This is a genomic window from Pseudomonas sp. 30_B (assembly GCF_017491605.1).
Lineage (GTDB): Bacteria > Pseudomonadota > Gammaproteobacteria > Pseudomonadales > Pseudomonadaceae > Pseudomonas.
This window is the reverse complement of sequence record NZ_JAFGYY010000011.1, coordinates 95404-117476: the sequence shown is the minus strand read 5'-3', so window position 1 is coordinate 117476 and position 22073 is coordinate 95404. Positions and strand designations below refer to the sequence as shown.

The window sequence follows — 22073 nt, the reverse complement described above, 5'->3', positions numbered from 1 at the left end:
GCGGCTGAACGCTGTGCGATCAGGCGGCCTGGCGGTACGGGTCGACGTCGCAGAACGGCGCGCGCTCGTGCTGTTCCGGCAGGTCCAGGTGTTCGTGGCCACAGGCCTGGGTGTAGACCATCCAATGGTCATCCTGCACGTTGAACGACAGTTCGATGACGACTGCCTCGATTTCTTCCAGGTGTTCGATCAGGTAGGTGTTTTCGTGAGGAACGATGTCGAGCATGACGAATCTCCTAGCGAAGGACCGGGTCGGTAAAACCGTAGAAGCCAATCGCGTGCCAAGGCGCGAGGGCGGTCTTAGACCATTTCTCGATAATTCTTACGCTCGTCGTAATTAAGCGTTACGCGCTGGCTGTGATGACTGGCCTGCGGATAAAATGCGCGACGATTGTTTCTCATCCATGACGGGCGATGCCCGTTCATCAGTAGGCTCACCCCCGGCTTTCCTTCGCGATAACTGGTGTGTAGTCCCCAAGCGGAGGTTGTGATGTCGCTGCAGGCGCTCTGGAATCTGCTCCAGGCCCATCCCGGTCGAATCGTGAACGACCTGGCCCTGTTCTTCGCCCTGGCCGGCGCCTGGCTGTTGCTGGCGACCCGTCGGCGCGAGCGCCTGGCCCTGGCGCGCCTGGCTTCCGAAAGCGAAGTGCAGCCGATACCGCTGGACAGCTTCCAGCCGACGTTGCGCCTGAACCGCTTCTTCTACCGCTTCGGCTTCGCCTGCATGGCGTTGGCGCTGGCGGTCAGCTGGTACAGCACGCGACTGTGATCAGCCACCATTGAAAAAGGCGCCCGAGGGCGCCTTTTTTTATGCCTGCTTCAAGCGGTACTGGTTCAGTACCGGGTTGGCATATTGCAGGATCAGGTGCGCGCGCTGCTCGGCGGGGCATTCCGCCAGGCGGCGCTCCCATTCGGTGCGCGCGCGGCGCAGCTCCTCGTCCTTGAACAGGCTGGCGGCGGTGGGCACCTGCAGCGCCGGATCGCGGAGCTCGGAGGCCTCGTAGGCCAGGTAGTGCACCGGGAACAGCCGATAGTTGCCGAGGATCTGCCGGTCCAGTTCGGCGGCAAGCTGCTTGGTGTCGCTGAACTCCCCGGTGATCTGCTCGCCGAAGTTGATGTGCACCCGGCCCTTGTAGCCGGTGATGCCCTGCACGATGCTGCGGTCGTCCTCGCCCGGCGCTTTCGTGTATCCGCCGGTGGTGGCGCGGGTGTATAGCTCGCGGGCCTTGGCGGCGTCACAGGGGTCGTATTCGTAGCTGATCGACACCGGGATCAGGTGCAGCTCGCGGATCACCTCGGCGAACGGCTCGTCCTTGCGGCTCATGTGGAACATCTTGAGGATCGCCGAATCGGTACGGTCATCCCCGTCCTTGGCGCGGCCTTCGGCCTGGGCGATCCAGATCGACTGGCCATCCTCGCGGATCGAGTGATTGATGTAGGCCGAGAGCTTCTGGTACGCCGCCAGCTTTTCGCGCCGGCCGGTGATCGAGCGGTGCACGATGAAGCTCTTGTTCAGGCGCATCAGGTCGCTGACGAACGGCTTCTGCAGCAGGTTGTCGCCGATGGCGATGCGCGGCGTCGGCAGCTTGGCGTGATAGATCGCGTAGTTGCAGAAGGCCGGGTCCATCACGATGTCGCGGTGGTTGGCGATGAACAGGTAGGCGCAGCCGGGCTTCAGGCGCTCGACGCCGGAGTAGGTGACCCCGTCGGTGGCGTGCTCGATGGTGCGGTCGACGTAGGGCTCGATCTTGTCCTGCAGCGCGATGACGGTGCGGATGCCGGTGACTTCACGGGCCAGGCGATGAGCTATAAGAGGTCTGAGCAGCCAGCCGAGCGGACCGGACAGACGGGGGAAGCGGTAACGCGCCAGCGCGCCGAGGAAGGCGTCATCGCTCAGCAGGCGTTGCAGGACGGCCGGGACTTCGGCGTCGTTATACGGTCGGATGGCTTCGAACTCGCCCATCATGCTCTCTATGAATTTTTTGTGGGTATCACGGGCCAAGCCGCGAAGTAGACAGCTCGGAGGGTTGCCTGGGGACCGAACGGTCGAACCGGGCAGCCTGAAAGACCGCGCGATTATAAACGGAAGTCACAGGGGAACCAGCGATGCTCGAAAGTCAGGCCTATACCTGCCCCTATTGCGGCGAGCCGGCGGAGGCCGTGCTTGACCTTTCCGGTGGCGACCAGCGCTACTATGAAGATTGTCCGGTGTGTTGCCGGCCGATCCTGTTCCAGCTGTACACCGACGGTGTGGAGTGGTCCCTGGAAGTCCAGCGCGAGGACGACTGATGCAGCGAATCTACGAACCCGCCGACCTGATCGAAGCCGAACTGTTAGGCGGAATGCTGGCCAATGAGGGCATTTCGTCGCACCTGGGCGGGCGCCACCTGCTGGGCGGCATTGGCGAGCTGCCGGGCATGGGCCTGCTGCACCTGTGGGTCGAGGATGAGCATGCCGAACGGGCGCGGGCGCTGATCGCCGCGTACAATGCCGCGCAACCCCTGCCGGGGCCTGCCGATGACAACGAGGCTGGCCCTGGCGTCCTGCTGTGCTGATTGATCCTTCCCGCGCCCTGAACGACTGCCCATGACCAGCCGCTATGCCCTGTTCCGCTGGAACCGTGAACTTGCCCAGAGCGCCGGGTTTCCCGCGGACCTGCAGCCGCAGTGGAACCTCGCCCCCGGCGCCCGCGTGCTGATGCTGCGCGAAGAGGGCGGTGCGCGCTGCGCCGACCTGGCGCGCTGGGGCCTGACGCCGGCCTGGTTGAAGGACCTGTCGCGCACCCCGGCCCATGCCCGCGCCGAAACCATCGCCGAGCAGCCGATGTTCCGCGACGCCTTCGTCCAGCGCCGCTGCCTGCTGCCGGCCAACGGTTTCTACGAGTGGCGCGGCGTGCGCAAGCGACCGCACTGGATTTCCGGTGGCGGGTTGATCTGTTTCGCAGCGGTGTGGGAGGCCTATCCGGTGGAGGGGCACACCTATTACAGCGTGGCGATGGTTACCCAGGCGGCCGGGGACATGCGCCGGCCGCTGATCCTCGATGAGGCGGAGCAGGCGCAGTGGCTGTCCAGCGAGACCGAGCGGGCGCGCTTGCTGGAGTTGCTGCAATTGCCCCTGGCGAAGTTGCGCGAGCAGGTGCTGGCGAACTTCGTCAACGATCCCGCGTGCAATGGGCCGGAGTGCCTGACGCCCGCCTGATATTGCGTGCCCAGCCTTGCCCTCACCCTAACCCTCTCCCGGAGGGAGAGGGGACTGATCGATGCAGGATGAAACCTTTGCGTCAGCCGGTACGGACGGCTCCCTCTCCCTGAGGGAGAGGGCTGGGGTGAGGGGAACGCTTCGCAGTGGAGCTGGTTCGCGAGCAAGGACTAGGGCGTCCCCCTCGGTCCTACGAAAAGCGCGGGCGAGTGCCGCGCGATATCGCTCACACCTTGAACTGATTCACCAGTCGACGCTGCTGCTCGGCCAGCTTGGTCAGCTCGGCGCTGGCCTGGGAGGCTTCGTCGGCGCCGCCGGCCACCTGGTTGGCGACCATGCCGATGTTGGTGACGTTGCGGTTGATGTCCTCGGCCACCGCGCTCTGCTCCTCGGCGGCGCTGGCGATCTGGGTGTTCATGTCGTTGATCACCGACACCGCCTGGGTGATCGACTCCAGCGCCTGGGCCGCTTCGCTGGCATGGCGCACGCTGTCGTCGGTCTTCTCCTGGCTCTGCTGCATCACCTGCACCACTTCGCGGGTGCCGTGCTGCAGCTGCTGGATCATCGACTGGATTTCCTCGGTGGCCTGCTGGGTCTTCTGCGCCAGGTTGCGCACCTCGTCGGCGACCACCGCGAAGCCGCGTCCCTGCTCGCCGGCGCGGGCCGCTTCGATGGCGGCGTTGAGCGCCAGCAGGTTGGTCTGCTCGGCGATGCCGCGGATGGCCACCAGGATCGCGTTGATGTTCTCGCTGTCGCGGGCCAGGGTCTGGACCACGCCCACTGCGCGGCCGATCTCATTGGCCAGTGCCTGGATCGCCGCCGAGCTGCTCTCGACGATGCGCTTGCCGTGGTGCGCGGCCTGGTCGGCATGGTTGGCCGCTTCCGCCGCGTGGGTGGCATTGCGTGCCACGTCCTGGGCGGTGGCGGTCATCTCGTGGACGGCGGTGGCCACCAGCTCGATTTCCGCCAGCTGCTGCTGCACGCCCTGGTTGGTGCGAATGGCGATGTCGGCGGTGTGTTCGGAGGAATCGCTGACGCGCTGCACCGAGGTCACCACCTGGCCGATCATGCCCTGCAGCTTGCCGAGGAAGGTATTGAAGCCCTTGGCGATGGAGCCCAGTTCGTCGGCGCGGTCGCTGGACAGGCGGCGGGTGAGGTCGCCTTCGCCCTGGGCGATGTCGTCGAGCATGCCGACCAGCTGGCGCAGCGGGCGGGCGATGCCGTGGCCGACCAGCCAGATCACTGCCAGGCCGATGGCGGCGATCAGCAGGCCCACCAGGGTCATGCCGAGAGTGTCGCCGTCGCGCTGGGATTTCAGGTCGCTCTGCAACAGCTTCAGGTCGCCCAGTACGGCTTCCTGCGGCAGCTGCAGCATCAGGGTCCAGCGCGCGCCGGAATCGGCGATGGTGAAGGGCAGGAACAGTTCGATGTGGCCGTGTTCCTGATCCACGGAGGTCAGCGGCTGGTCGAGGGTGAGCTTGCTCAGGTTGGCCACTTCATTGGCGTCCAGCACGCTGCTGGCCGGCTCGCCGAGCTTGGCCGGGTCCTTGGTGTAGGCGACCAGGCGGCCGTTGGTGGAGATCAGCGCCATCTCGCCGGCGCCCTTGTAGAGCTGGCTGTCAGCGGCCTTGAGCAGGTCCTGGATGAAGTCCAGCGAGAGGTCCACGCCGACACTGCCCTTGAATTGCCCCTTGACCATGATCGGTGCGTTGAACGAGGACATCAGCACCATCTTGCCGGCCATCTCGTAGGGCGCCGGGTCGACGATGCAGGGCTGGTGCTTCTCTTTCGGGCACAGGTAATACTCGCCTTCGCGCACGCCGGTGGGCTGCATCTTCTGGCTTTCCAGGGTGTCGCCCATGGCTTCCACGGTCAGGCCGCCGTCCTTGCGGTACCACCAGGGCATGAAGCGGCCGCTGGCGTCGTAGCCCGGCAGGCCGGCGTACTGGCTGTCGTTGCCGGCAAAGGCGTTGGGTTCCCAGCCGGCGAAGGCGTCGAGCAGCTTGGGGTTCTGCGCCACGGTCTGGCGCAACAGGTTGGACATGCCGGCACGGCCGATGCCCAGCAACGGCTGGCCGTTGGCGTCGGTCTCGTCGAGCAGGGCGTTGGTGTTGGCCAGGTCGCGCGCGACGGTGAGGGGATACTCCAGCTCGCGCTGGATCTGGCTGACCTGGCCACGGGCCATGGCCACCAGGCGTTCGTTGATCACCTGTTCGAGCAGGGCCTGGGTGCGCTCCTGCACCAACGCCTGGGTCCTGGAACCCGCGAACAGTGCATACAGCACCAATGCCGCGACCACCGCCAAGACGCTGGCCCCTGCCAGCGCCACCACGGAAAACTGGATCGACTTGAATTTCATACGGGTACCCGATGTCCCAGAGCCTGCGTGTGCCTGGTTATCGGCACGACCGGTCGGTTTCATTAGGCACTGCTTGTAATGGGTTGTAACGCCGTTGTATGCCGCCTGTTGCGGGGTAGTTGCCGGCCATCGGGGCGCGGCCTACCATGCGCGCTGTCTTTGGGTGATTGCACAGTTTCAGGAGAGCATATGCCCCGTCTTTTCCGTGTCGCCGGCCTGGCCGCAGCCCTGCTGTTGACCGCTTGCCAGCAGGTGAACACCACCAGCGGGGGCGTCGTCGGCGTCAACCGCCAGCAGACCATGTTCAGCATGCTGTCCAGCGCGCAGGTCGATCAGATGTACGCCCAGTCCTACCAGCAGACCCTTGGCGAAGCCTCCAAGGCGGGCAAGCTGGATGCCAGCAGCAGCGATGCCAAGCGGGTGAAGGCCATCGCCAGCCGGCTGATTCCGCAGACCGGCGCCTTCCGTCCGGACGCACCGTCCTGGAAGTGGGAAGTCAACGTGATCAAGAGCGATGAGCTCAACGCCAACTGCGGCCCCGGCGGCAAGATCATCGTCTACACCGGGTTGATCGATAAGCTCCATCTGACCGACGACGAACTCGCTGCGGTGATGGGCCACGAGATCGCCCACGCCCTGCGCGAGCACGGCCGTGAAGCCATGTCCCGCGCCTACGCAGAGCAGATGGGCCTGGGTCTCGGTGGCGCCCTGCTGGGTCTGGGCCAGGGCAGCGTCGATCTGGCGCACCAGGTGGTCGAATACAGCATGACCCTGCCCAACAGCCGGCAGAATGAGAACGAGGCCGACCTGATCGGCCTGGAATTGGCCGCCCGCGCCGGCTATAACCCCAACGCCGCGATGACCTTGTGGCAGAAGATGGGGCAGGCGGCCGGCGGCGAGGCGCCGCCGGAAATCCTCAGCACCCACCCGGCCGACAGCACCCGGATGGCGAACCTGAAGGCAGCCATTCCGAAGGTGATGCCGCTGTACGAGCAAGCCAAGGCTCGCTGATGGCCTGCCAGGAGCGGCGCGTGGTAGCGCCGCTGTGCAACGTGAACAGGGAGCGCCCGTGAAAATTGCTGTACTCGGAGCCACAGGGCTCCTGGGCCATCACGCCGCCCGCGCCATCAAGGCCGCGGGACACCAGTTGGTGCTGATCCACCGACCGTCATCGCAGATCCAGCGCCTGGCCTACCTCGAGCCGGAGTGCCGGGTGGCCGAACTCTTCGACCACCAGGGCATGGCCCGCGCGCTGAGCGGGCTGGACGCGGTGATCTTCAGCGCCGGCTATTACCCGGTGCGACCGCGACGCTGGCAGGAAGAAGTGGCCAGCGCCCTGGACCTGACCAACCATTTCTACGCCGCCTGCCTGCAGGCCAGGGTGCCGCGCATCCTCTACGTCGGCTCGGCCTTCGCCATGCCGCTGCACCCGCAGGGGCTGCCGGGGCATGAGGGGCTGTTCTACGAGGGCCTGCCTACCGGCAAGAGCGCCTATGTCATGTGCAAGTGGGCGCTCGACGAGCAGGCCCGCGAACAGGCGCGCGGCGGCTTGCCGGTGGTGATCGGGATTCCTGGCATGGCGCTGGGCGAGCTGGATATCGGTCCGACCACCGGCCGCCTGATCACTGCCATCGGCCATGACGAGATGCTTCACTACGTGCCGGGCCGGCGCAACGTCATCGACGCCGCCGAGGCCGGTCGTGGCCTGCTGCTGGCGCTGGAGCGCGGTCGGGTCGGCGAGCGCTACCTGCTCACCGGGCACAACATCGAGATGGGCGAGCTGACCGCCACCATTGCTCGCCTGCTCGGCAAGCCGGCGCCGACGCCGATGCCCCTGCACCGTGCGCGGGCCCTGGCGACCCTGGGGCGCTGGCGTTACCGGCTGACCGGGAAGGTGCCGTTGCTGGACGATACGGCGATCGAGGTGATGGCCGGCGGACAGTTCCTCGACGGCCGCAAGGCGCGCGAGGAGCTGCGCTTCGAGTCCCATGTGCCGCTGGAGGATACGCTGGAGCGGGCCATCGCCTGGTTCCACGCCAACGACTACCTGTAACGCCCTGTAGGAGCGAGCTTGCTCGCGAACCGCACGGCACCGAGCGGCCTCTGTTCGCGAGCAAGCTCGCTCCTACGAAAAGCACAAAGGAAAAAGCCCGGCAGATGCCGGGCTTTTTCATCTCAGGGCAGCGCCTTCTCGGCAAAGGGCCGGTTCTGCAGCCCCATCTGCGCGCGGAAGCTCTCCATGTCGAACATGGTGCACAGTTCGAGGACTTCCCCGGTGCTGCTGAACACCCAGAAGCCCATGGCCGACAGGCTGAGGATCTTCTCGCTGGCCGGGTAGCCGAAGGCGGGACGGGAGATGCTGCCCAGCAGGGTGCTCCAGGTGAACACCTTGTTGCCTTCGCGGATGCACTCTTCCACCACCACTTCCAGGTCCGGCATGGCCGAGCGGATCCCTTCCACCAGCCGGCGGTAGCCGGCGTTGTTCAGCGGTTGCGCGGTGAAGGCGCTCTTGTAGAGGAAGTCCGGGCTGTGCAGCTGCTCGGCCAGCGCCAGATGTCCCTTGTTCCAGACAAGGTCGATGTGCTGGCGGGCGAGCCTCTTGAGATCCTTCTCAGCCATGGTGTGTCCTGTGATTCCTGAAATACGGGGAGAATGGCACGCCACTGTGTATCGATCGTGAAACACAGGCATTGGCCGGCGCGCCAGGTTCCTCCGTGCTCAGGTCAGAGCACCCCGCCCAGTTGCAGCGCGTGCCAGACGGCGGCCAGGCCGAGGACGGCGAAGGCGGCGGCGGCCAGGCGGCGGATCAGGTTCAGCGGCAGGCGGTCGGCGGCGAAATTGCCGGCCAGCACCACGGGCACGTTGGCGATCAGCATGCCCAGCGTGGTGCCCAGCACGACCAGCCAGAAATGCGGGTACTGCGCGGCCAGCATCACGGTGGCGACCTGGGTCTTGTCGCCCATCTCGGCGAGGAAGAAAGCGATCAGGGTGGTGAGGAACGGGCCGAACTTCTTCAGCGCGCCTTCTTCGTCGTCATCCAGCTTGTCGGGAATCAGGGTCCAGGCGGCGACGGCCAGGAAGCACGCGGCCAGCACCCAGCTCAGGGTGGTTGCCGAGAAGAAGCTGGCGACCCAACTGCCCACGGCGCCGGCGGCGAAGTGGTTGGCCAGGGTGGCGGCGATGATCCCGGCGATGATCGGCCAGGGCTTGCGGAAACGCGCGGCGAGGACGAGCGCGAGCAGTTGCGTCTTGTCGCCGATTTCGGCCAGGGCAACGATCAGGGTTGGGACGAAGAGGGATTCCATCAGGCTTCCTAAGGGGCGGGTCGACTAAGCACCATGACACGCGCCACCTGCCCGCCCCGGGTCAGGTTGCTCGTGTCATAGGTCTTGTCAAACCCGGGCCTGAGCGTTGCAGGCGGGTCGCACGCGCCATGGTCTGCGGACCAAGTGTGTTGACGCGTACCGGGCGAGCTGGGCGCTCGCGGGAGACTACTCCCCTAGGACGGGGCGCATTCTGCCCAAGTCGCAGGACTTGGGCAAGCCTGCAGGTCGGATCATTCGCGGTGGGAGCGAACGTCCATGTCCTCGTAGCGGATGAAGCGGGTGCCGTTCTTGAAGCGGTAGCCCAGCCAGATCGAGAGGAACAAGGGGATGGTGATGTAGGTGGCGACCAGCCCGGCCCAGTCCACGTGCTCGCCGACGAAGGCCTGGTAGTTCTGCCCCAGGGTGATGACCAGGCAGAGGGTGAAGGCGAACAGTGGGCCGAAGGGGAACCACTTGGCGCGGTAGGGCAGGCTGCGCAGGTCGCCGCCCTGCAGGACGAAGGCCTTGCGGAAGCGGTAGTGCGACACCGCGATGCCGAGCCAGACGATGAAGCCGCACATGCCCGAGGCATTGAGCAGCCAGGTGTAGACGGTCTTGTCGCCGATGAAGCTGGTGAGGAAGCACAGCGCGCCGACGAAGGTGGTGGCCAGCAGCGCGTAGCGCGGCACCCCGCTGACGGACACCTGGCTGAACAGCCGTGGCGCCTTGCCGTGCAGGGCCATGGTGTAGAGCATCCGGGTCGAGGCGTACATGCCGGAGTTGCCGGCCGAGAGGATAGCCGAGAGGATCACCGCGTTCATCACGCCGGCTGCGGCAGCCAGGCCCGCACGCTCGAACAGCAGGGTGAAGGGCGAGGTGCTGATGTCGGTGCTGTCGGTCTTGAGCAGGTTCGGATCGGTGTAGGGAATCAGCATGCCGATGACGAAGATCGACAGGATGTAGAACATCAGGATTCGCCAGAACACCTGGCGGATGGCGATGGGAATGGACTTCTGCGGGTTTTCCGATTCGCCCGCGGCAACACCGATCAGCTCGGTGCCCTGGAAGGAGAAGCCGGCGATCATCGCCACCCCGATCATCGCCTGCAGGCCGCCGACGAAGGGCGCGTCACCGGTGGTGAAGTTGCTGAAGCCGGGGCTGTCGACGCCGTGCATGATGCCGATGATGCTGGCCAGGCCGATGGCGATGAACACCACGACGGCGACCACCTTGATCAGTGCGAACCAGAACTCGCTCTCGCCGAAGCCCTTCACCGAGAAATAGTTGAGCATGAACATGATGCCCAGGAACACCACGCTCCAGTAGATACCGGGCACGTCGGGGAACCAGAACTTCATCACCAGCTGAGCCGCTACCAGTTCCGCAGCGATGGTCACCGCCCAGTTGTACCAGTAGTTCCAGCCCATGGCGAAACCGAAGCCATCGTCGATGAAACGGCTGCCATAGGTGCAGAAAGAACCGGAATCGGGAATGTACGCCGCCAACTCGCCGAGGCTGGTCATCAGGAAGAACACCATCAGGCCGATCAGCGCGTAGGCCATCAGCGCGCCGCCGGGGCCGGCGGTGGCGATGGTGCTGCCGGAGGCGACGAACAGGCCGGTGCCGATGGAGCCGCCGATGGCGATCATGTTCAGGTGGCGGGGCTTGAGAGAGCGCTTGAGATGATGCGGCTTCTCTTTCGGCCCCATGGCGAATGTCAGCTCGACATCGTCGTTGATTCTGCGATTCACGGGTGTCCTCGATCAGTCTGGGCGTGCAGCGGCGCGCCGGTCCATGGCTCGCTGCAGTGTAGTGCGGGCCTTGGGTCAGCGCCGCCGGGCACTGTAGATGCGGAAGCCGTCGGCCTCGGCCAGGGTCTGGCAGGGGCCGAGGTGCTGCTCGATCAGCGGCGGGTATTTCAGGAAACTGTTGGCCACCAGGCGCAACTCGCCGCCGGACGCCAGATGGCGGGCGGACTGGCGCAGCAGGTGTTCGGTGGCGGCATAGCTGGTGTGCACGCCCTGGTGGAAGGGCGGATTGCTGACGATGGCGGCGAGCCCGGTGGGCGCGGCGTCGATGCCGTCGCCGGCGATAACCTCGCCTTCCAGATGGTTGGCGGCCAGGGTCAGGCGGCTGCTTTCGATGGCGAAGGCGTCGACGTCCAGCAGGGTCAGGCGGCTCTGTGGATAACGTCGTTTGAGCGTGGCGCCGAGCACCCCGGCACCGCAGCCGAAGTCAAGCACGTGGCCGGTCGGCAGGCGGTCCAGTTGCTCCAGCAACAGCGCACTGCCGCGATCCAGACGGCCGTGGCTGAACACGCCGGGCAGGGTGACCACCTGCAGCGGGCCATCGGCCAGCGGCAGTTCATAGCGTTGCGCGAGGGCGTGCAGGTCGGGCGCGGCCGGAGCTCCGTCGATGTGCGCGTGCCACAGCTGGCAATGGCGGGCACTGTCGAGCTTGCTGGCGCGGCCGAATTCGCCGAGCTGCTTGCTGGCGCGTTCGACGCCGGCGCGCTTCTCGCCGACCAGGTACAGCTCAGCGTGCGGCACGCAACTCGCCAGCGCGGCCAGCAGGTAATCGGTGAGTTCGCGGGACTTGGGCAGGAACAGCACGGCGGCATCGAAGGTGCCTTCCGGGGCTGTCGCGCCGAAGTGGCAGCGGCCCGGATAGCGGGCTTCGAGCTGGCTGGCGTCTCCGGCGTTCCAGCTCCAGCCCCGGGCCTGCGGCAGGTCGCCAAGCAGGGCGTCGGCGGGCAGGCCGGCGAGCAGGACGCGGCCCTGGAAGCGCTCGATCTGGCGCAGCAGCACTTCACTGGTGGGGGCGTTGGACATGCGGCCTCCTCGAAAAAAGGGCGGAAGTTTAACAGGGCTGCGTTGGCCGGGCCTAGGCGAGCCGCACCTCGCCGTTCTTCCAGAAGTCCTCGCCACGCAGCGCAAGGTGCCCCGCCGCGACCAGTTCGCGCAGGCGCCAGGCGGCCAGCAGGTCGCTGACGAACAGGCCTTCGACATAGGCCATGGTCGGGCCGATCACCGACTGCACCGGCCGCCAGGACTCGCTGGCGCTGTCCAGCAGAACGCGGTCGATGTGCGCGTAGTCGGTGCCGCTCAATTCGCCGTCCAGCCACAGGCGCAGCTCGGCGTTGGCGGCAAGGGCGCGTTGCCAGTCCTCGCCCAGGCATTGGCGTTCGGTGGCATCCACTTCATGGCTGGCGGCCAGGGCGTTGGCCAGTTCCTCGGGTTTGAGCATGGCAATGGCATGGCGGTCGTCGCAGCGGCACTGGCCACTGCCGGCACCGACGCTGCGCAGGGTGACCTGCGCGGGCAGCAGCGCGCAGACGCGGCGCAGCAGCAGTTGCTCGCTGGCGCTGTCGCCGTGCCAGAGGGTGACGATGCTGACGTCCGGGTTGCGCAGCCAGTTCGCGTCGGTGGCCAGCTCGATGGCGATCTCGCGCTCGCGCAGCACTTCGCCGCCCAGCTCATGCCAGAACGCGGCGCGTTGCTGGCAGGGTGGGTTATCCACATCGCTCAGCGGACCGACGGCCAGATCGTCCGGCATCACGCGGATTCTCTTCTCCACCAGTACGCCGGCTTCCACTGCCCGGCGCAGGGCATCGGCGGCGCCGTCGCCGCAGACCAGGTGCAGGCTCATGGCGCCACCACCCGGCGCGGCTCGCCGGCCAAGAAGCCGGCGGCGTTCTCGCTGAGCTGGCCGACGATGCGCTGCCGGGCCTCGCGGCTGCCCCAGGCGCTGTGCGGGGTGAGGATGAAGTGCGGCAGATCGGCAGCCAGCAGCGGGTTGCCATCTTTCGGCGGCTCGACACTGAGCACATCGAAGGCAGCGCCGCCCAGATGGCCGCGGCGCAGGGTGTCAGCCAGCGCCTGCTCGTCCACCAGGCCGCCACGGGCGGTGTTGATCAGGAAGGCGCCGGGTTTCATCAGGTTCAGTTCGCGCTGGCCGATCAGGTTGCGCGTGGCGTCGGTCAGCGGGCAGTGCAGGGTGAGGGCGTCGACCTGCGGCAGCAGCTCGTCCAGCGCCAGGCGGTCGGCGCGCGGCGGGCGGCCGGGCAGGGCGCCGAGCAGCACGCGCATGCCAAAGGCTTCGGCCAGCTTCGCCACCGCGCCGCCCAGCTCGCCGTGGCCGAGCAGGCCGAGGGTCTTGCCCTCCAGTTCGACGATGGGGAAGTCCAGCAGGCAGAACTGCGGTGCCTGTTGCCAGCGTCCGGCGCGGACGGCGGCCTGGTAGTCGGGCAGACGGGTGGCCAGGGCGAGCAGCAGCATCAGGGTGTGCTGGGCCACCGACGGGGTGCCGTAGCCCTGGCAATTGCTGACGGTCACGCCGTGCTGGCGCGCGGCGGCGAGATCGATGTTGTTGGTGCCGGTGGCGGCGACCAGGATCAGCTTGAGGTCCGGGCACTGCTCGAAGACTTCCGCGCCGATACGCACCTTGTTGCTGATCGCCACCTGGGCGCCTTCGAGCCGCTCGGCCACCTGTTCCGCGTCGCTGCGCCCGTGCAGGACCAGTTCGCCGAACGGCGCGCGCAGCGGCGCGAGGTCGAGGTCACCGAGGTCGAGGGAGGCGTGGTCGAGGAAGACGGCGCGAGTGCTGTTCACGGGTAGCTGTACCTTTGCAGTGATTCGGTGTGACGTAAGAACCTGTTTACGATCTGCTGCGCGTCGGTATAGCTGCGTTAAAAACAGGCTCGGAAGCCGCTTGCGGCTAACGCACTTCAGTGCGGCCCCGAAGGGGCGAGCGAAGCGAGCAATGCTCATTTACAGCGCGTAAACTCCGCTTCCTCGCCTGTTTTTTCCTTGCTCTACTCTAGCTCGCGAGATCCTAAACAGGCTCTGAGGTAGTCAGCCTAACTGTTTTCCGAACGTTCTGCGGAGGCGCGATGTACTGGACGGAATTTCTCACCGTGGCATTCATCCACCTGCTGGCGGTGGCCAGCCCCGGTCCGGACTTCGCCGTGGTGGTGCGCGAGAGTGTGACCCACGGGCGCCGCGCCGGCACCTGGACGGCGCTGGGGGTGGGCAGTGCGATTTTCCTGCACGTCACCTATTCGCTGCTGGGCATCGGCCTGATCGTGTCGCAGTCCATCGTGCTGTTCAACGCGCTGAAATGGCTGGCGGCGGCCTACCTGCTGTACATCGGCTTCAAGGCGCTGCGTGCGCGCCCGGCTGACCCGGCGGCGGCCGAAAGCATCATCGCGCCGGTGGCACGCACCGCACGCGGGGCCTATGTCGCCGGCTTCGTCACCAATGGCCTGAATCCGAAGGCCACGCTGTTCTTCCTCTCGCTGTTCACCGTGGTGATCAACCCGCACACGCCACTGCTGGTGCAGGCCGGCTATGGCGTCTACCTGGCCTGTGCGACGGCCGTGTGGTTCTGCCTGGTGGCGCTGTTGTTCAGCCAGCAGCGCGTGCGCGCTGGCTTCGCCCGCATGGGCCACTGGTTCGACCGGGTGATGGGCGTGGTGCTGGTGGGGCTGGGGATCAAGCTGGCGTTCACCGAGTTGCGTTGAGCGCGTGGGGTGACACTTTCGTCGTTGTCGGCGAAGGCCGGAGGTGCCGGCCCGATTCGCGGATAAGATCCGCTCCTACGAGAGCCGCGCAGGACTCAATCCGTAGGAGCGGGCCATGCCCGCGATCGCGCCCATGGGGCGCTCCTACAGGGAGCAGGTGCCCACGCCGGGTTCGGAGCGCATTGGCGCCGGGTGTAGGGCGCATAACGCCTCTGGCGTTATCCGCCAATGCGGCGGATAACCCGTTCCGGGTTATGCGCCCTACGGACTGGATGCAGGGCGATTGGGCCGGGCTCAGACCTTGATCTCCGCCAACTGCGCCAACGCTTGCAGGTACTCCCGCGGATTCTCCCCCAGCAATCGTCTGAACATCGCACTGAACGCCCGCCCACTGGTGTAGCCCAGCGCGGCGGCGACGCTCTGCACGCTCTCGCCGGCCAGCAGGCGCGGCAGCGCTTCGGTCAGGCGCAGCTGCTGGCGCCATTCCGGGTAGCTCATGCCCAGCTCCTGGCGGAACAGCCGGGCCAGGGTGCGTGAGCTGGCGCCCACCTGCTGGCCCCAGTCCTCCAGGGTATGCGGGTGCTCCGGGTGTTTGAGCAGCGCCTTGCAGATCGCCTGCAGGCGGCGGTCGGACGGTAGCGGCAGGGCCAGCGGCAGGCGCTCCAGGGTGGCGATCTCCAGCAGGATCAACTGCTCCAGAAGCGGCAGCGCCGGCTCGTCCGGCTGCGCCTGCCAGCGGATGCAGCGCAGGATCATCTCCCGCAGCAATGGCGTGACCGCCAGCACGCAGCAGTCGCTGAGGTTCTGCGGGCAGGCGTCGCCGCGGATGAACAGGGTGCGCATGTGCACCTCGCCGGACATGTGGATCTCATGCCGAATGCCTGGAGGTATCCACACCGCGCGGGTCGGCGGGATGACCCAGGCGCCCTGGCGGGTAACCAGGCGCATCAGGCCGCTGGCGGCGTAGAGCAGCTGCGCCTGCGGATGGTCATGGGGCTCCACGTGGTGTCCGTCGACGTAGTCGAGGCCTACGGCGGCGAGGCGTGAGTCCTGGGGAATGTCGAGGTCCATGTCGGGTTCTATGACTTTTCTGTCAGGTCTGCGTTCTCCTGACAACCTAGCATGGACGCTCTCTCCGCCAAAACCGCGAGCCGACGCCATGTCCCGACCTCGAACGATCATCCGCTACGTCAACGCCGCCCACATCATCGACCACATGTTCATGCTGATCTTCCCGGCCGCCGTGCTGGGCATGACGCAGAGTTTCGGCCTGAGCTACGCGCAGATGATCGGTCTGTCCCTGGGCGGCTTCATCGCCTTCGGCGCCTGCTCGATCCCGGCCGGCTGGCTGGGCGACAAGTGGGACCGCCGGCACATGATGCAGCTGTTCTTCTTCGGCATCGGTGCGGCATCGATTCTCACCGGGCTGTCGAATTCGGTGCCGCTGCTGGTCGCCGGCCTGACCCTGATCGGCGTGTTCGCCGCCATTTACCACCCGGTGGGCACGGCGATGCTGGTGGCCCATGCGCAGAACCGTGGCCACGAGATCGGCATCAACGGCATGTGGGGCAACCTGGGCGTGGCCTTCGCGGCCTTGCTGACCGGCTTCCTCACCGCGCACTTCGGCTGGCGTGCGGCATTCATCCTGCCGGGCGCCGTGGCGGTGCTGATCGGCATCGGTTTCGCCTGGCAGGTGCGCGCCGAGGCGCCGGTGGCGGTGACGCATCCGGCACCGCGCGGCCTGGGCGGACAGAAGCTGTCGATGCGCCGCGTATTCGGCGTGCTGGCGCTGGTGACGGCCACCGGCGGCGTGGTGTTCAACGCCAGCACCGTGACCTACCCGCGCCTGTTCCAGGTGCGTCTTGAAGAACTGCTGGCCTCGCCGGAAAGCCTCGGCGTGGTGGTCAGCCTGGCCTATGCCTTCGGCGCCGTGGCGCAGCTGATCATGGGCCGTCTGCTGGACCGCTTCAGCCTCAAGGGGCCGTTCCTGATCATGACCTTCTGCCAGGGCCCGTTGCTGGTGGCGCTGGCCTATGCCGAGGGCTGGCCGGTGGCGGTGGTCGGTGCGCTGTTTATGTTCGCAGTGTTCGGCCAGGTGACGGTGAACGATGCGATGGTCGCCAATTTCGTCGCGCCGCAATGGCAGGCGCGGGTGTTCGCCCTGCGCTACTTCGTGTCCTTCGGCGCCAGCGCAGCGGCGATCCCGCTGATCAGCTACATCGAGCCGCGCCAGGGATTGACCGGGTTGTACCTGATCCTGGCGGTGCTGGGGGCGGTTACCTTCCTCGCGGCGGTGGTGTTCCCACGTACGGCACCGCATGCGCCGAAGGTGGTCACGGCCTGAAACGAAAAAGGGGCGCCGAGGCGCCCCTTTCTCATGCCGGATTGAAAATCAGACCAGCTCGATCGCCACCGCGGTGGCTTCGCCGCCGCCGATGCACAGCGAGGCCACGCCGCGCTTGCCGCCTTTCTTCTGCAGGGCGTTGATCAGGGTGATGATGATCCGCGAACCGGTGGAGCCGACCGGGTGGCCCTGGGCGCAGGCGCCGCCGTAGACGTTGACCTTGGCGTGGTCCAGGCCGTGTTCGCGCATGGCGAGCATGGTGACCATGGCGAAGGCTTCGTTGATCTCGAACAGGTCCACGTCGTCCTTGCTCCAGCCCGCTTTCTTGAACAGGTTGGTCATGGCGCCGATCGGAGCGAGGGTGAACTCGGCCGGGTCCTGGCTCTGGGTGGCGTGGGCAACGATCTTCGCCAGCGGTTTCAGGCCACGGCGCGCGGCTTCTTCAGCGGTCATCAGGACCAGCGCGGAGGCGCCGTCGGAGATGGAGCTGGCGTTGGCGGCGGTGATGGTGCCGTCCTTGCGGAACGCAGGCTTCAGGCCCGGAATCTTGTCCAGGTTGGCGGTCAGCGGCTGCTCGTCGTCCTTCACCACGGTCTCGCCCTTGCGGGTGGTCACGGTGACCGGAACGATTTCCGAGTCCAGCGAACCGTCCTTGATGGCGGCCTGGGCGCGCTTGAGCGATTCGATGGCGTAGGCGTCCATTTCCTCGCGGGTCACGCCGTACTTGTCGGCGGTTTCCTGGGCGAAGGAGCCCATCAGGCGACCGGTGCGGGCGTCTTCCAGGCCGTCGAGGAACATGTGGTCCTTGATCTCGCCGTGGCCCATGCGCAGGCCGGTGCGGGCCTTCTCGATCACGTAGGGCGCGTTGGACATGCTTTCCATGCCGCCGGCGACCATCACGTTGTTGGTGCCCGCTTTGAGCAGGTCGTGGGCCAGCATCACGGCCTTCATGCCCGAGCCGCAGAGCTTGTTGATGGTGGTGCAGCCGGTGGCGGCCGGCAGGCCGGCGTTCAGCGCCGCCTGGCGGGCCGGACCCTGCTTGAGGCCGGCGGGCAGTACGTTGCCCATGATCACTTCCTGCACGTCCTCGGGCTGGATGCCGGCACGGGCGATGGCTTCGCGGATGGCGACGGCGCCCAGTTCCACGGCGGGAACGCCGGACAGGCTGCCCTGGAAGCCGCCCATGGGAGTACGGGCGCCGCTGACGATGACGATCTCGGACATGAATCTACCTCTTCGCTCTTGTTGTAGGAGCTCGCGTATGACCGGCTGCGCGTCGGCAGGACTGCGTGGAAGCAGGTCATACCCGAGTTCCGGGTAAGGGGGCCGATCGTGAACGATCGGGCGGGGTGGATTCTACCGCGTGACCGGATGTGGCCAAAGAGTCATCGGCAAATCACTCTTTTGACTGATGAACGGACAGGGGGAGGCCTCTAGAGTCGCAATCATCCCGATGTATTCCTTCTAGAAATCCAGCCGTGAGAGTGCCCCGCCATGCTGAAAACCCGTGTCATCCCTGCTGCACAGAATGCCTACCAGTACCCGTTGCTGATCAAGAGCCTGCTGCTGTCGGGCAGCCGTTATGAAAAGGGCAGGGAGATCGTCTACCGCGACAGCGTGCGCTACAGCTATGCCACCTTCAACGAGCGCGTGGCGCGGCTGGCCAACGTGCTGACCGAGGCTGGGGTGAAGGCTGGCGACACCGTGGCGGTGATGGACTGGGACAGCCATCGTTATCTGGAATGCATGTTCGCCATCCCGATGATCGGCGCGGTGTTGCACACCATCAACATCCGCCTCTCGCCCGACCAGATCCTCTACACCATGAACCACGCCGACGACCGCTTCGTGCTGGTCAACAGCGAGTTCGTGCCGCTCTACCAGGGCATCGCCGGCCAGCTGACCACGGTGGAGAAGACCCTGCTGCTCACCGATGGCGCCGACAAGACCAGCACGCTGCCCAACTGCGTGGGCGAGTACGAGACCCTGCTGGCCGCCGCCAGCCCGCGCTACGCCTTCCCCGATTTCGACGAGAACTCGGTGGCGACCACCTTCTATACCACCGGTACCACCGGCAACCCCAAGGGTGTGTATTTCACCCACCGCCAGCTGGTGCTGCACACCCTGGCGATGGCTTCGACCATCGGCAGCCTGGACAGCATCCGCCTGATGGGCACCGACGACGTGTACATGCCGATCACCCCGATGTTCCACGTCCACGCCTGGGGCGTGCCCTACGTGGCGACCATGCTGGGCGTGAAGCAGGTGTACCCGGGCCGCTACGAGCCGGAGCTGCTGTGCAAGCTGATCCGCGAGGAGAAGGTGACCTTCTCCCACTGCGTGCCGACCATCCTGCAGATGATGCTCAACGCCGCCAGCGCCAAGGACTACGACTTCGGCGGGTTGAAGATCATCATCGGCGGCAGCGCGCTGAACCACGCGCTCTACGACGCCGCCAAGGCCCGCGGCATCCAGCTGACCGCCGCCTACGGCATGTCCGAGACCTGCCCGCTGATCTCCTGCGGCTATCTCAACCAGGAACTGCTCGCCGGCAGCGAGGACGAACGCACCACCTACCGGATCAAGGCGGGCGTGCCGGTACCGATGGTGGAAGCGGCGATCATGGACGAGCACGGCCAGTTCCTCCCGGCCGACGGCGAATCCCAGGGCGAGCTGGTGCTTCGCGCGCCCTGGCTGACCCAGGGGTACTTCCAGGAGCCGCAGAAGGGCGAGGAACTCTGGGCCGGCGGCTGGATGCACACCGGTGACGTGGCGACCATCGATGGCATGGGCTTCATCGACATCCGCGACCGCATCAAGGACGTGATCAAGACCGGCGGCGAGTGGTTGTCGTCGCTGGAGCTGGAGGACCTGATCAGCCGTCACCCGGCCGTGCGCGAAGTCGCCGTGGTCGGCGTACCCGATCCGCAGTGGGGCGAGCGTCCGTTCGCCCTGCTGGTGCTGCGCGACGGCCAGTCGCTGGACGCCAAGGGATTGAAGGAACACCTCAAGCCTTTCGTCGAGCAGGGGAATATCAACAAGTGGGCGATTCCCTCGCAGATCGCCGTTGTTACTGAAGTTCCCAAGACCAGCGTCGGCAAGCTCGACAAGAAGCGTATCCGGGTAGACATCGCCCAATGGCAGGAGGCGGGCAGCGCCTTCCTCTCCATGGTTTGAGTGACGACCGGTTGGTCAGTGCGTGAAGCGTCCGTGCCAAGCAAGCGCTTGGCACGGCGCAGGCCAGTGATGACGGTGCTTCCGGCCCTTGCGACCGTCTAGTCGGGGCCTTCGTAGGAGAAATCACACTTTAGAGGGATCAAGGTGTGTAACGCCGTCGATATAGTCGCCGCTACTCATAACAAAAATCACATGGAGTAGCGTCGATGAAAACCATGCAACATATCTGGCGTCTGGCGCGTTTGCCGCTTGCCGTCAGCCTGGCTTCTACGCTGGCGACCCCCGCTTCCGCCGTCACTTTCAACATCGGGGAAATCGAAGGCTCGTTCGACTCGTCGCTGTCCGTGGGGGCCAGCTGGTCGACGCAGAATCCGAACAAGAATCTCATCGGCGTCAACAACGGCGGCAAGGGCCTGTCCCAGACCTCCGACGACGGCCACCTGAACTACAAGGCCGGCGAAACCTTCTCGAAGATCTTCAAGGGCATCCACGACCTCGAACTGAAATACCAGGACACCGGCCTCTTCCTGCGCGGCAAGTACTGGTACGACTTCGAGCAGAAGGATGAGAACACCGACTTCAAGCCGCTCAGCGACGACAACCGCAAGGAAGCCGCCAAGGCCTCCGGTTCCGAACTGCTCGACGCCTTCGTCTACCACAACTACACCATTGCCGAGATGCCGGGCACCGTGCGCCTGGGCAAGCAGGTGGTGAACTGGGGTGAAAGTACCTTCATCCAGAACGGCATCAGTGTGATCAACCCGTTCGACGTGACCGCCTTCCGCCGTCCGGGTTCCGAGATCAAGGAAGCCCTGGTACCGGTGAACATGTTCTACATGTCGCAGAACCTCACCGATAACCTCTCCGCCGAAGGCTTCTACCAGCTGGAGTGGGACCAGACGGTGGTCGACAACTGCGGCACCTTCTTCTCCCAGCCGGACGTCGTTGCCGACGGCTGTACCCAGAACCTGGCGGTACTGACCAACAACGCCTCCTCGATCCGTACGTTGAACGCCATTCTCGGCCCGAACCTGGCGGTGACCCCGTCGCCGTGGGACGAAGGCCTGGTGGTGCAGCGCGGTCCGGACCGCGACGCCCGCGACAGCGGCCAGTACGGCCTGTCGCTGAAGTACTTCGCCGACTCCCTGAACACCGAGTTCGGCGGCTACTACATGAACTACCACAGCCGTCTGCCGATCTTCAGCGGCAAGGGCGCCGACGCCTCCAAGGTGGCGCAGATCAACCAGCTGATCACCAACATCGCCGCCATCAGCCCGACCCTGGCCGCCCAGGCCGGCGCCGCCGCCATGGCCGGTAACTCCAGCTACTTCATCGAGTACCCCGAAGACATCCATCTGTATGGCCTGAGCTTCTCCACCACGCTGCCCACCGGCACCGCCTGGCAGGGCGAGATCAGCTACCGTCCGAACGCCCCGGTACAGCTGAACACCACCGATATCCTGTATTCCGGCCTGGATCCGGTGGCCATCGGCGGCAACCATGTCTACAACAACGCCTCGGTGCTCAACGGCAGCGCCGGCGAGGACCTGCACGGCTATCGCCGCAAGGAAATCACCCAGCTGCAGACCACCTTCACCCACTTCTTCGACCAGGTCATGGGCGCCGAGCGTCTGACCCTGGTGGGCGAGGTCGGCTGGACCCACGTCGGCGGCCTGGAAAGCCAGAGCAAGGCGCGTTATGGCCGCGACCCGGTATTCGGCCCCGGCCCGCTGGCCGGCAGCCTGAACGGCATGGCGACCTGCGAAGCGCTGAACGCCTCCACCCTGGGTACCCCCAACGCCAACAACGTCAGCCGCAACTGCGAAAGCGACGGCTTCACCACCGCCGATTCCTGGGGCTACCGCGCCCGTGCGATCTGGGACTACAACGACGTCTTCGCTGGTGTGAACCTCAAGCCGAACTTGGCCTGGCAGCATGACGTGGACGGCTACTCGCCCGGCCCCGGCGGCAACTTCGAGGAAGGCCGCAAGGCGGTCAGCATGGGCGTCGACGCCGACTACCTGAATACCTACACCGCGAGCCTGGCCTACACCACCTACTTCGACGGCAAGTACTCCACCGTCGATGACCGTGATTTCGTCAGCTTGAGCTTCGGGGTGAACTTCTAAACCGGTCGTTCAACCGGTCTCCGGCCCGCTTCCGTGGCGG

21 protein-coding genes and 1 riboswitch are annotated in these 22073 nt (G+C 65.9%); of the genes, 10 read left to right on the top strand and 11 right to left on the bottom strand.

Annotation, left to right across the window (positions count from 1 at the left end; translation table 11 throughout):
* Nucleotides 1-19: 19 nt before the first annotated feature.
* Nucleotides 20-226, bottom strand: coding sequence for a hypothetical protein (locus tag J5M67_RS14320; protein ID WP_207885997.1), 207 nt, complete (start codon nt 224-226; stop codon nt 20-22).
* A gap of 264 nt (nt 227-490) precedes the next feature.
* Here J5M67_RS14320 and J5M67_RS14315 point away from each other — a divergent pair, with 264 nt between their 5' ends.
* Entirely contained in the window at nt 491-769 is a 279-nt protein-coding gene (locus J5M67_RS14315; RefSeq protein WP_207885996.1) for a hypothetical protein, read from the top strand.
* A 39-nt stretch (nt 770-808) separates the two neighbouring features.
* On the opposite strand, the gene J5M67_RS14310 is transcribed toward J5M67_RS14315, so the two are convergent.
* On the bottom strand, nt 809-1966 hold the full coding sequence (locus J5M67_RS14310; RefSeq protein ID WP_207885995.1) for a 1-acyl-sn-glycerol-3-phosphate acyltransferase: 1158 nt from the start codon (nt 1964-1966) through the stop codon (nt 809-811).
* Nucleotides 1967-2106: 140 nt separating this feature from the next.
* Between J5M67_RS14310 and J5M67_RS14305 the strand changes: the two genes are divergently transcribed.
* Genes J5M67_RS14305 through J5M67_RS14295 form a run of 3 tightly spaced genes read left to right on the top strand, consistent with a single transcriptional unit; the run spans nt 2107 to nt 3198 of the window.
* Nucleotides 2107-2289, top strand: coding sequence for a CPXCG motif-containing cysteine-rich protein (locus tag J5M67_RS14305; protein ID WP_207885994.1), 183 nt, complete (start codon nt 2107-2109; stop codon nt 2287-2289).
* The gene (locus tag J5M67_RS14300; protein WP_207885993.1) at nt 2289-2555 is read left to right on the top strand and encodes a DUF2007 domain-containing protein; all 267 of its coding nucleotides are present in this window, start codon (nt 2289-2291) and stop codon (nt 2553-2555) included. Before J5M67_RS14305 ends, J5M67_RS14300 begins: the two co-directional genes overlap by 1 nt.
* A 31-nt stretch (nt 2556-2586) precedes the next feature.
* Nucleotides 2587-3198, top strand: coding sequence for an SOS response-associated peptidase (locus tag J5M67_RS14295; protein ID WP_207885992.1), 612 nt, complete (start codon nt 2587-2589; stop codon nt 3196-3198).
* A gap of 226 nt (nt 3199-3424) precedes the next feature.
* Here J5M67_RS14295 and J5M67_RS14290 read toward each other — a convergent pair whose 3' ends face one another.
* Nucleotides 3425-5557 carry a methyl-accepting chemotaxis protein gene (locus J5M67_RS14290; protein ID WP_207885991.1) on the bottom strand — a complete coding sequence of 711 codons (2133 nt, stop codon included), beginning with the start codon at nt 5555-5557 and terminating at the stop codon, nt 3425-3427.
* A 189-nt stretch (nt 5558-5746) separates the two neighbouring features.
* On the opposite strand from J5M67_RS14290, the gene J5M67_RS14285 reads away from it, so the two are divergent.
* Entirely contained in the window at nt 5747-6568 is an 822-nt protein-coding gene (locus J5M67_RS14285; protein WP_207885990.1) for a M48 family metallopeptidase, read from the top strand.
* Between the two features lie 34 nt (nt 6569-6602).
* Nucleotides 6603-7610, top strand: a complete 1008-nt coding sequence (locus J5M67_RS14280) for an NAD-dependent epimerase/dehydratase family protein (protein WP_207885989.1) — start codon at nt 6603-6605, stop codon at nt 7608-7610.
* 122 nt (nt 7611-7732) lie between these two features.
* Here the strand turns inward: J5M67_RS14280 and J5M67_RS14275 are convergent, their stop codons facing one another.
* The 6 genes from J5M67_RS14275 to J5M67_RS14250 form a co-directional block, all read right to left on the bottom strand.
* Nucleotides 7733-8176, bottom strand: coding sequence for a ketosteroid isomerase-related protein (locus J5M67_RS14275; RefSeq protein ID WP_207885988.1), 444 nt, complete (start codon nt 8174-8176; stop codon nt 7733-7735).
* Between the two features lie 104 nt (nt 8177-8280).
* Nucleotides 8281-8862, bottom strand: a complete 582-nt coding sequence (locus tag J5M67_RS14270) for a TMEM165/GDT1 family protein (protein WP_207885987.1) — start codon at nt 8860-8862, stop codon at nt 8281-8283.
* Nucleotides 8863-8952: 90 nt separating this feature from the next.
* A riboswitch (yybP-ykoY riboswitch) is annotated at nt 8953-9069 on the bottom strand.
* 44 nt (nt 9070-9113) lie between these two features.
* A complete protein-coding gene (locus J5M67_RS14265; RefSeq protein WP_207886092.1) occupies nt 9114-10571 on the bottom strand; it encodes an amino acid permease in 1458 nt (485 codons plus the stop codon).
* Between the two features lie 117 nt (nt 10572-10688).
* Nucleotides 10689-11693 (bottom strand): class I SAM-dependent methyltransferase, encoded by a 1005-nt coding sequence (locus J5M67_RS14260; protein ID WP_207885986.1) that lies wholly within the window; start codon nt 11691-11693, stop codon nt 10689-10691.
* A gap of 52 nt (nt 11694-11745) precedes the next feature.
* Entirely contained in the window at nt 11746-12510 is a 765-nt protein-coding gene (locus tag J5M67_RS14255) for a DUF1835 domain-containing protein (RefSeq protein ID WP_207885985.1), read from the bottom strand.
* Entirely contained in the window at nt 12507-13472 is a 966-nt protein-coding gene (locus tag J5M67_RS14250; RefSeq protein WP_207885984.1) for a 2-hydroxyacid dehydrogenase, read from the bottom strand. Before J5M67_RS14250 ends, J5M67_RS14255 begins: the two co-directional genes overlap by 4 nt.
* Nucleotides 13473-13753: 281 nt before the next feature.
* On the opposite strand from J5M67_RS14250, the gene J5M67_RS14245 reads away from it, so the two are divergent.
* Nucleotides 13754-14383, top strand: coding sequence for a LysE family translocator (locus J5M67_RS14245; protein WP_207885983.1), 630 nt, complete (start codon nt 13754-13756; stop codon nt 14381-14383).
* A 294-nt stretch (nt 14384-14677) separates the two neighbouring features.
* Here J5M67_RS14245 and J5M67_RS14240 read toward each other — a convergent pair whose 3' ends face one another.
* Nucleotides 14678-15454 carry a helix-turn-helix domain-containing protein gene (locus tag J5M67_RS14240; RefSeq protein WP_207885982.1) on the bottom strand — a complete coding sequence of 259 codons (777 nt, stop codon included), beginning with the start codon at nt 15452-15454 and terminating at the stop codon, nt 14678-14680.
* A gap of 88 nt (nt 15455-15542) precedes the next feature.
* On the opposite strand from J5M67_RS14240, the gene J5M67_RS14235 reads away from it, so the two are divergent.
* On the top strand, nt 15543-16727 hold the full coding sequence (locus J5M67_RS14235; protein WP_207885981.1) for an MFS transporter: 1185 nt from the start codon (nt 15543-15545) through the stop codon (nt 16725-16727).
* Nucleotides 16728-16775: 48 nt separating this feature from the next.
* On the opposite strand, the gene J5M67_RS14230 is transcribed toward J5M67_RS14235, so the two are convergent.
* A complete protein-coding gene (locus J5M67_RS14230; RefSeq protein ID WP_207885980.1) occupies nt 16776-17951 on the bottom strand; it encodes an acetyl-CoA C-acyltransferase in 1176 nt (391 codons plus the stop codon).
* A 270-nt stretch (nt 17952-18221) separates the two neighbouring features.
* Between J5M67_RS14230 and J5M67_RS14225 the strand changes: the two genes are divergently transcribed.
* On the top strand, nt 18222-19904 hold the full coding sequence (locus J5M67_RS14225; protein ID WP_207885979.1) for a fatty acid--CoA ligase: 1683 nt from the start codon (nt 18222-18224) through the stop codon (nt 19902-19904).
* Between the two features lie 206 nt (nt 19905-20110).
* Nucleotides 20111-22033 (top strand): DUF1302 domain-containing protein, encoded by a 1923-nt coding sequence (locus J5M67_RS14220; RefSeq protein ID WP_207885978.1) that lies wholly within the window; start codon nt 20111-20113, stop codon nt 22031-22033.
* Nucleotides 22034-22073: the final 40 nt, after the last annotated feature.

Coding starts and splice junctions, on each gene's coding strand:
- J5M67_RS14285 (WP_207885990.1), top strand. CDS start 5,747: ATGCCCCGTCTTTTCCGTGTCGCCGGCCTGGCCGCAGCCCTGCTGTTG.
- J5M67_RS14310 (WP_207885995.1), bottom strand. CDS start 1,966: ATGATGGGCGAGTTCGAAGCCATCCGACCGTATAACGACGCCGAAGTC.
- J5M67_RS14320 (WP_207885997.1), bottom strand. CDS start 226: ATGCTCGACATCGTTCCTCACGAAAACACCTACCTGATCGAACACCTG.
- J5M67_RS14260 (WP_207885986.1), bottom strand. CDS start 11,693: ATGTCCAACGCCCCCACCAGTGAAGTGCTGCTGCGCCAGATCGAGCGC.
- J5M67_RS14240 (WP_207885982.1), bottom strand. CDS start 15,454: ATGGACCTCGACATTCCCCAGGACTCACGCCTCGCCGCCGTAGGCCTC.
- J5M67_RS14230 (WP_207885980.1), bottom strand. CDS start 17,951: ATGTCCGAGATCGTCATCGTCAGCGGCGCCCGTACTCCCATGGGCGGC.
- J5M67_RS14270 (WP_207885987.1), bottom strand. CDS start 8,862: ATGGAATCCCTCTTCGTCCCAACCCTGATCGTTGCCCTGGCCGAAATC.
- J5M67_RS14275 (WP_207885988.1), bottom strand. CDS start 8,176: ATGGCTGAGAAGGATCTCAAGAGGCTCGCCCGCCAGCACATCGACCTT.
- J5M67_RS14255 (WP_207885985.1), bottom strand. CDS start 12,510: ATGAGCCTGCACCTGGTCTGCGGCGACGGCGCCGCCGATGCCCTGCGC.
- J5M67_RS14300 (WP_207885993.1), top strand. CDS start 2,289: ATGCAGCGAATCTACGAACCCGCCGACCTGATCGAAGCCGAACTGTTA.
- J5M67_RS14305 (WP_207885994.1), top strand. CDS start 2,107: ATGCTCGAAAGTCAGGCCTATACCTGCCCCTATTGCGGCGAGCCGGCG.
- J5M67_RS14265 (WP_207886092.1), bottom strand. CDS start 10,571: ATGGGGCCGAAAGAGAAGCCGCATCATCTCAAGCGCTCTCTCAAGCCC.
- J5M67_RS14295 (WP_207885992.1), top strand. CDS start 2,587: ATGACCAGCCGCTATGCCCTGTTCCGCTGGAACCGTGAACTTGCCCAG.
- J5M67_RS14220 (WP_207885978.1), top strand. CDS start 20,111: ATGAAAACCATGCAACATATCTGGCGTCTGGCGCGTTTGCCGCTTGCC.
- J5M67_RS14290 (WP_207885991.1), bottom strand. CDS start 5,557: ATGAAATTCAAGTCGATCCAGTTTTCCGTGGTGGCGCTGGCAGGGGCC.
- J5M67_RS14315 (WP_207885996.1), top strand. CDS start 491: ATGTCGCTGCAGGCGCTCTGGAATCTGCTCCAGGCCCATCCCGGTCGA.
- J5M67_RS14245 (WP_207885983.1), top strand. CDS start 13,754: ATGTACTGGACGGAATTTCTCACCGTGGCATTCATCCACCTGCTGGCG.
- J5M67_RS14235 (WP_207885981.1), top strand. CDS start 15,543: ATGTCCCGACCTCGAACGATCATCCGCTACGTCAACGCCGCCCACATC.
- J5M67_RS14225 (WP_207885979.1), top strand. CDS start 18,222: ATGCTGAAAACCCGTGTCATCCCTGCTGCACAGAATGCCTACCAGTAC.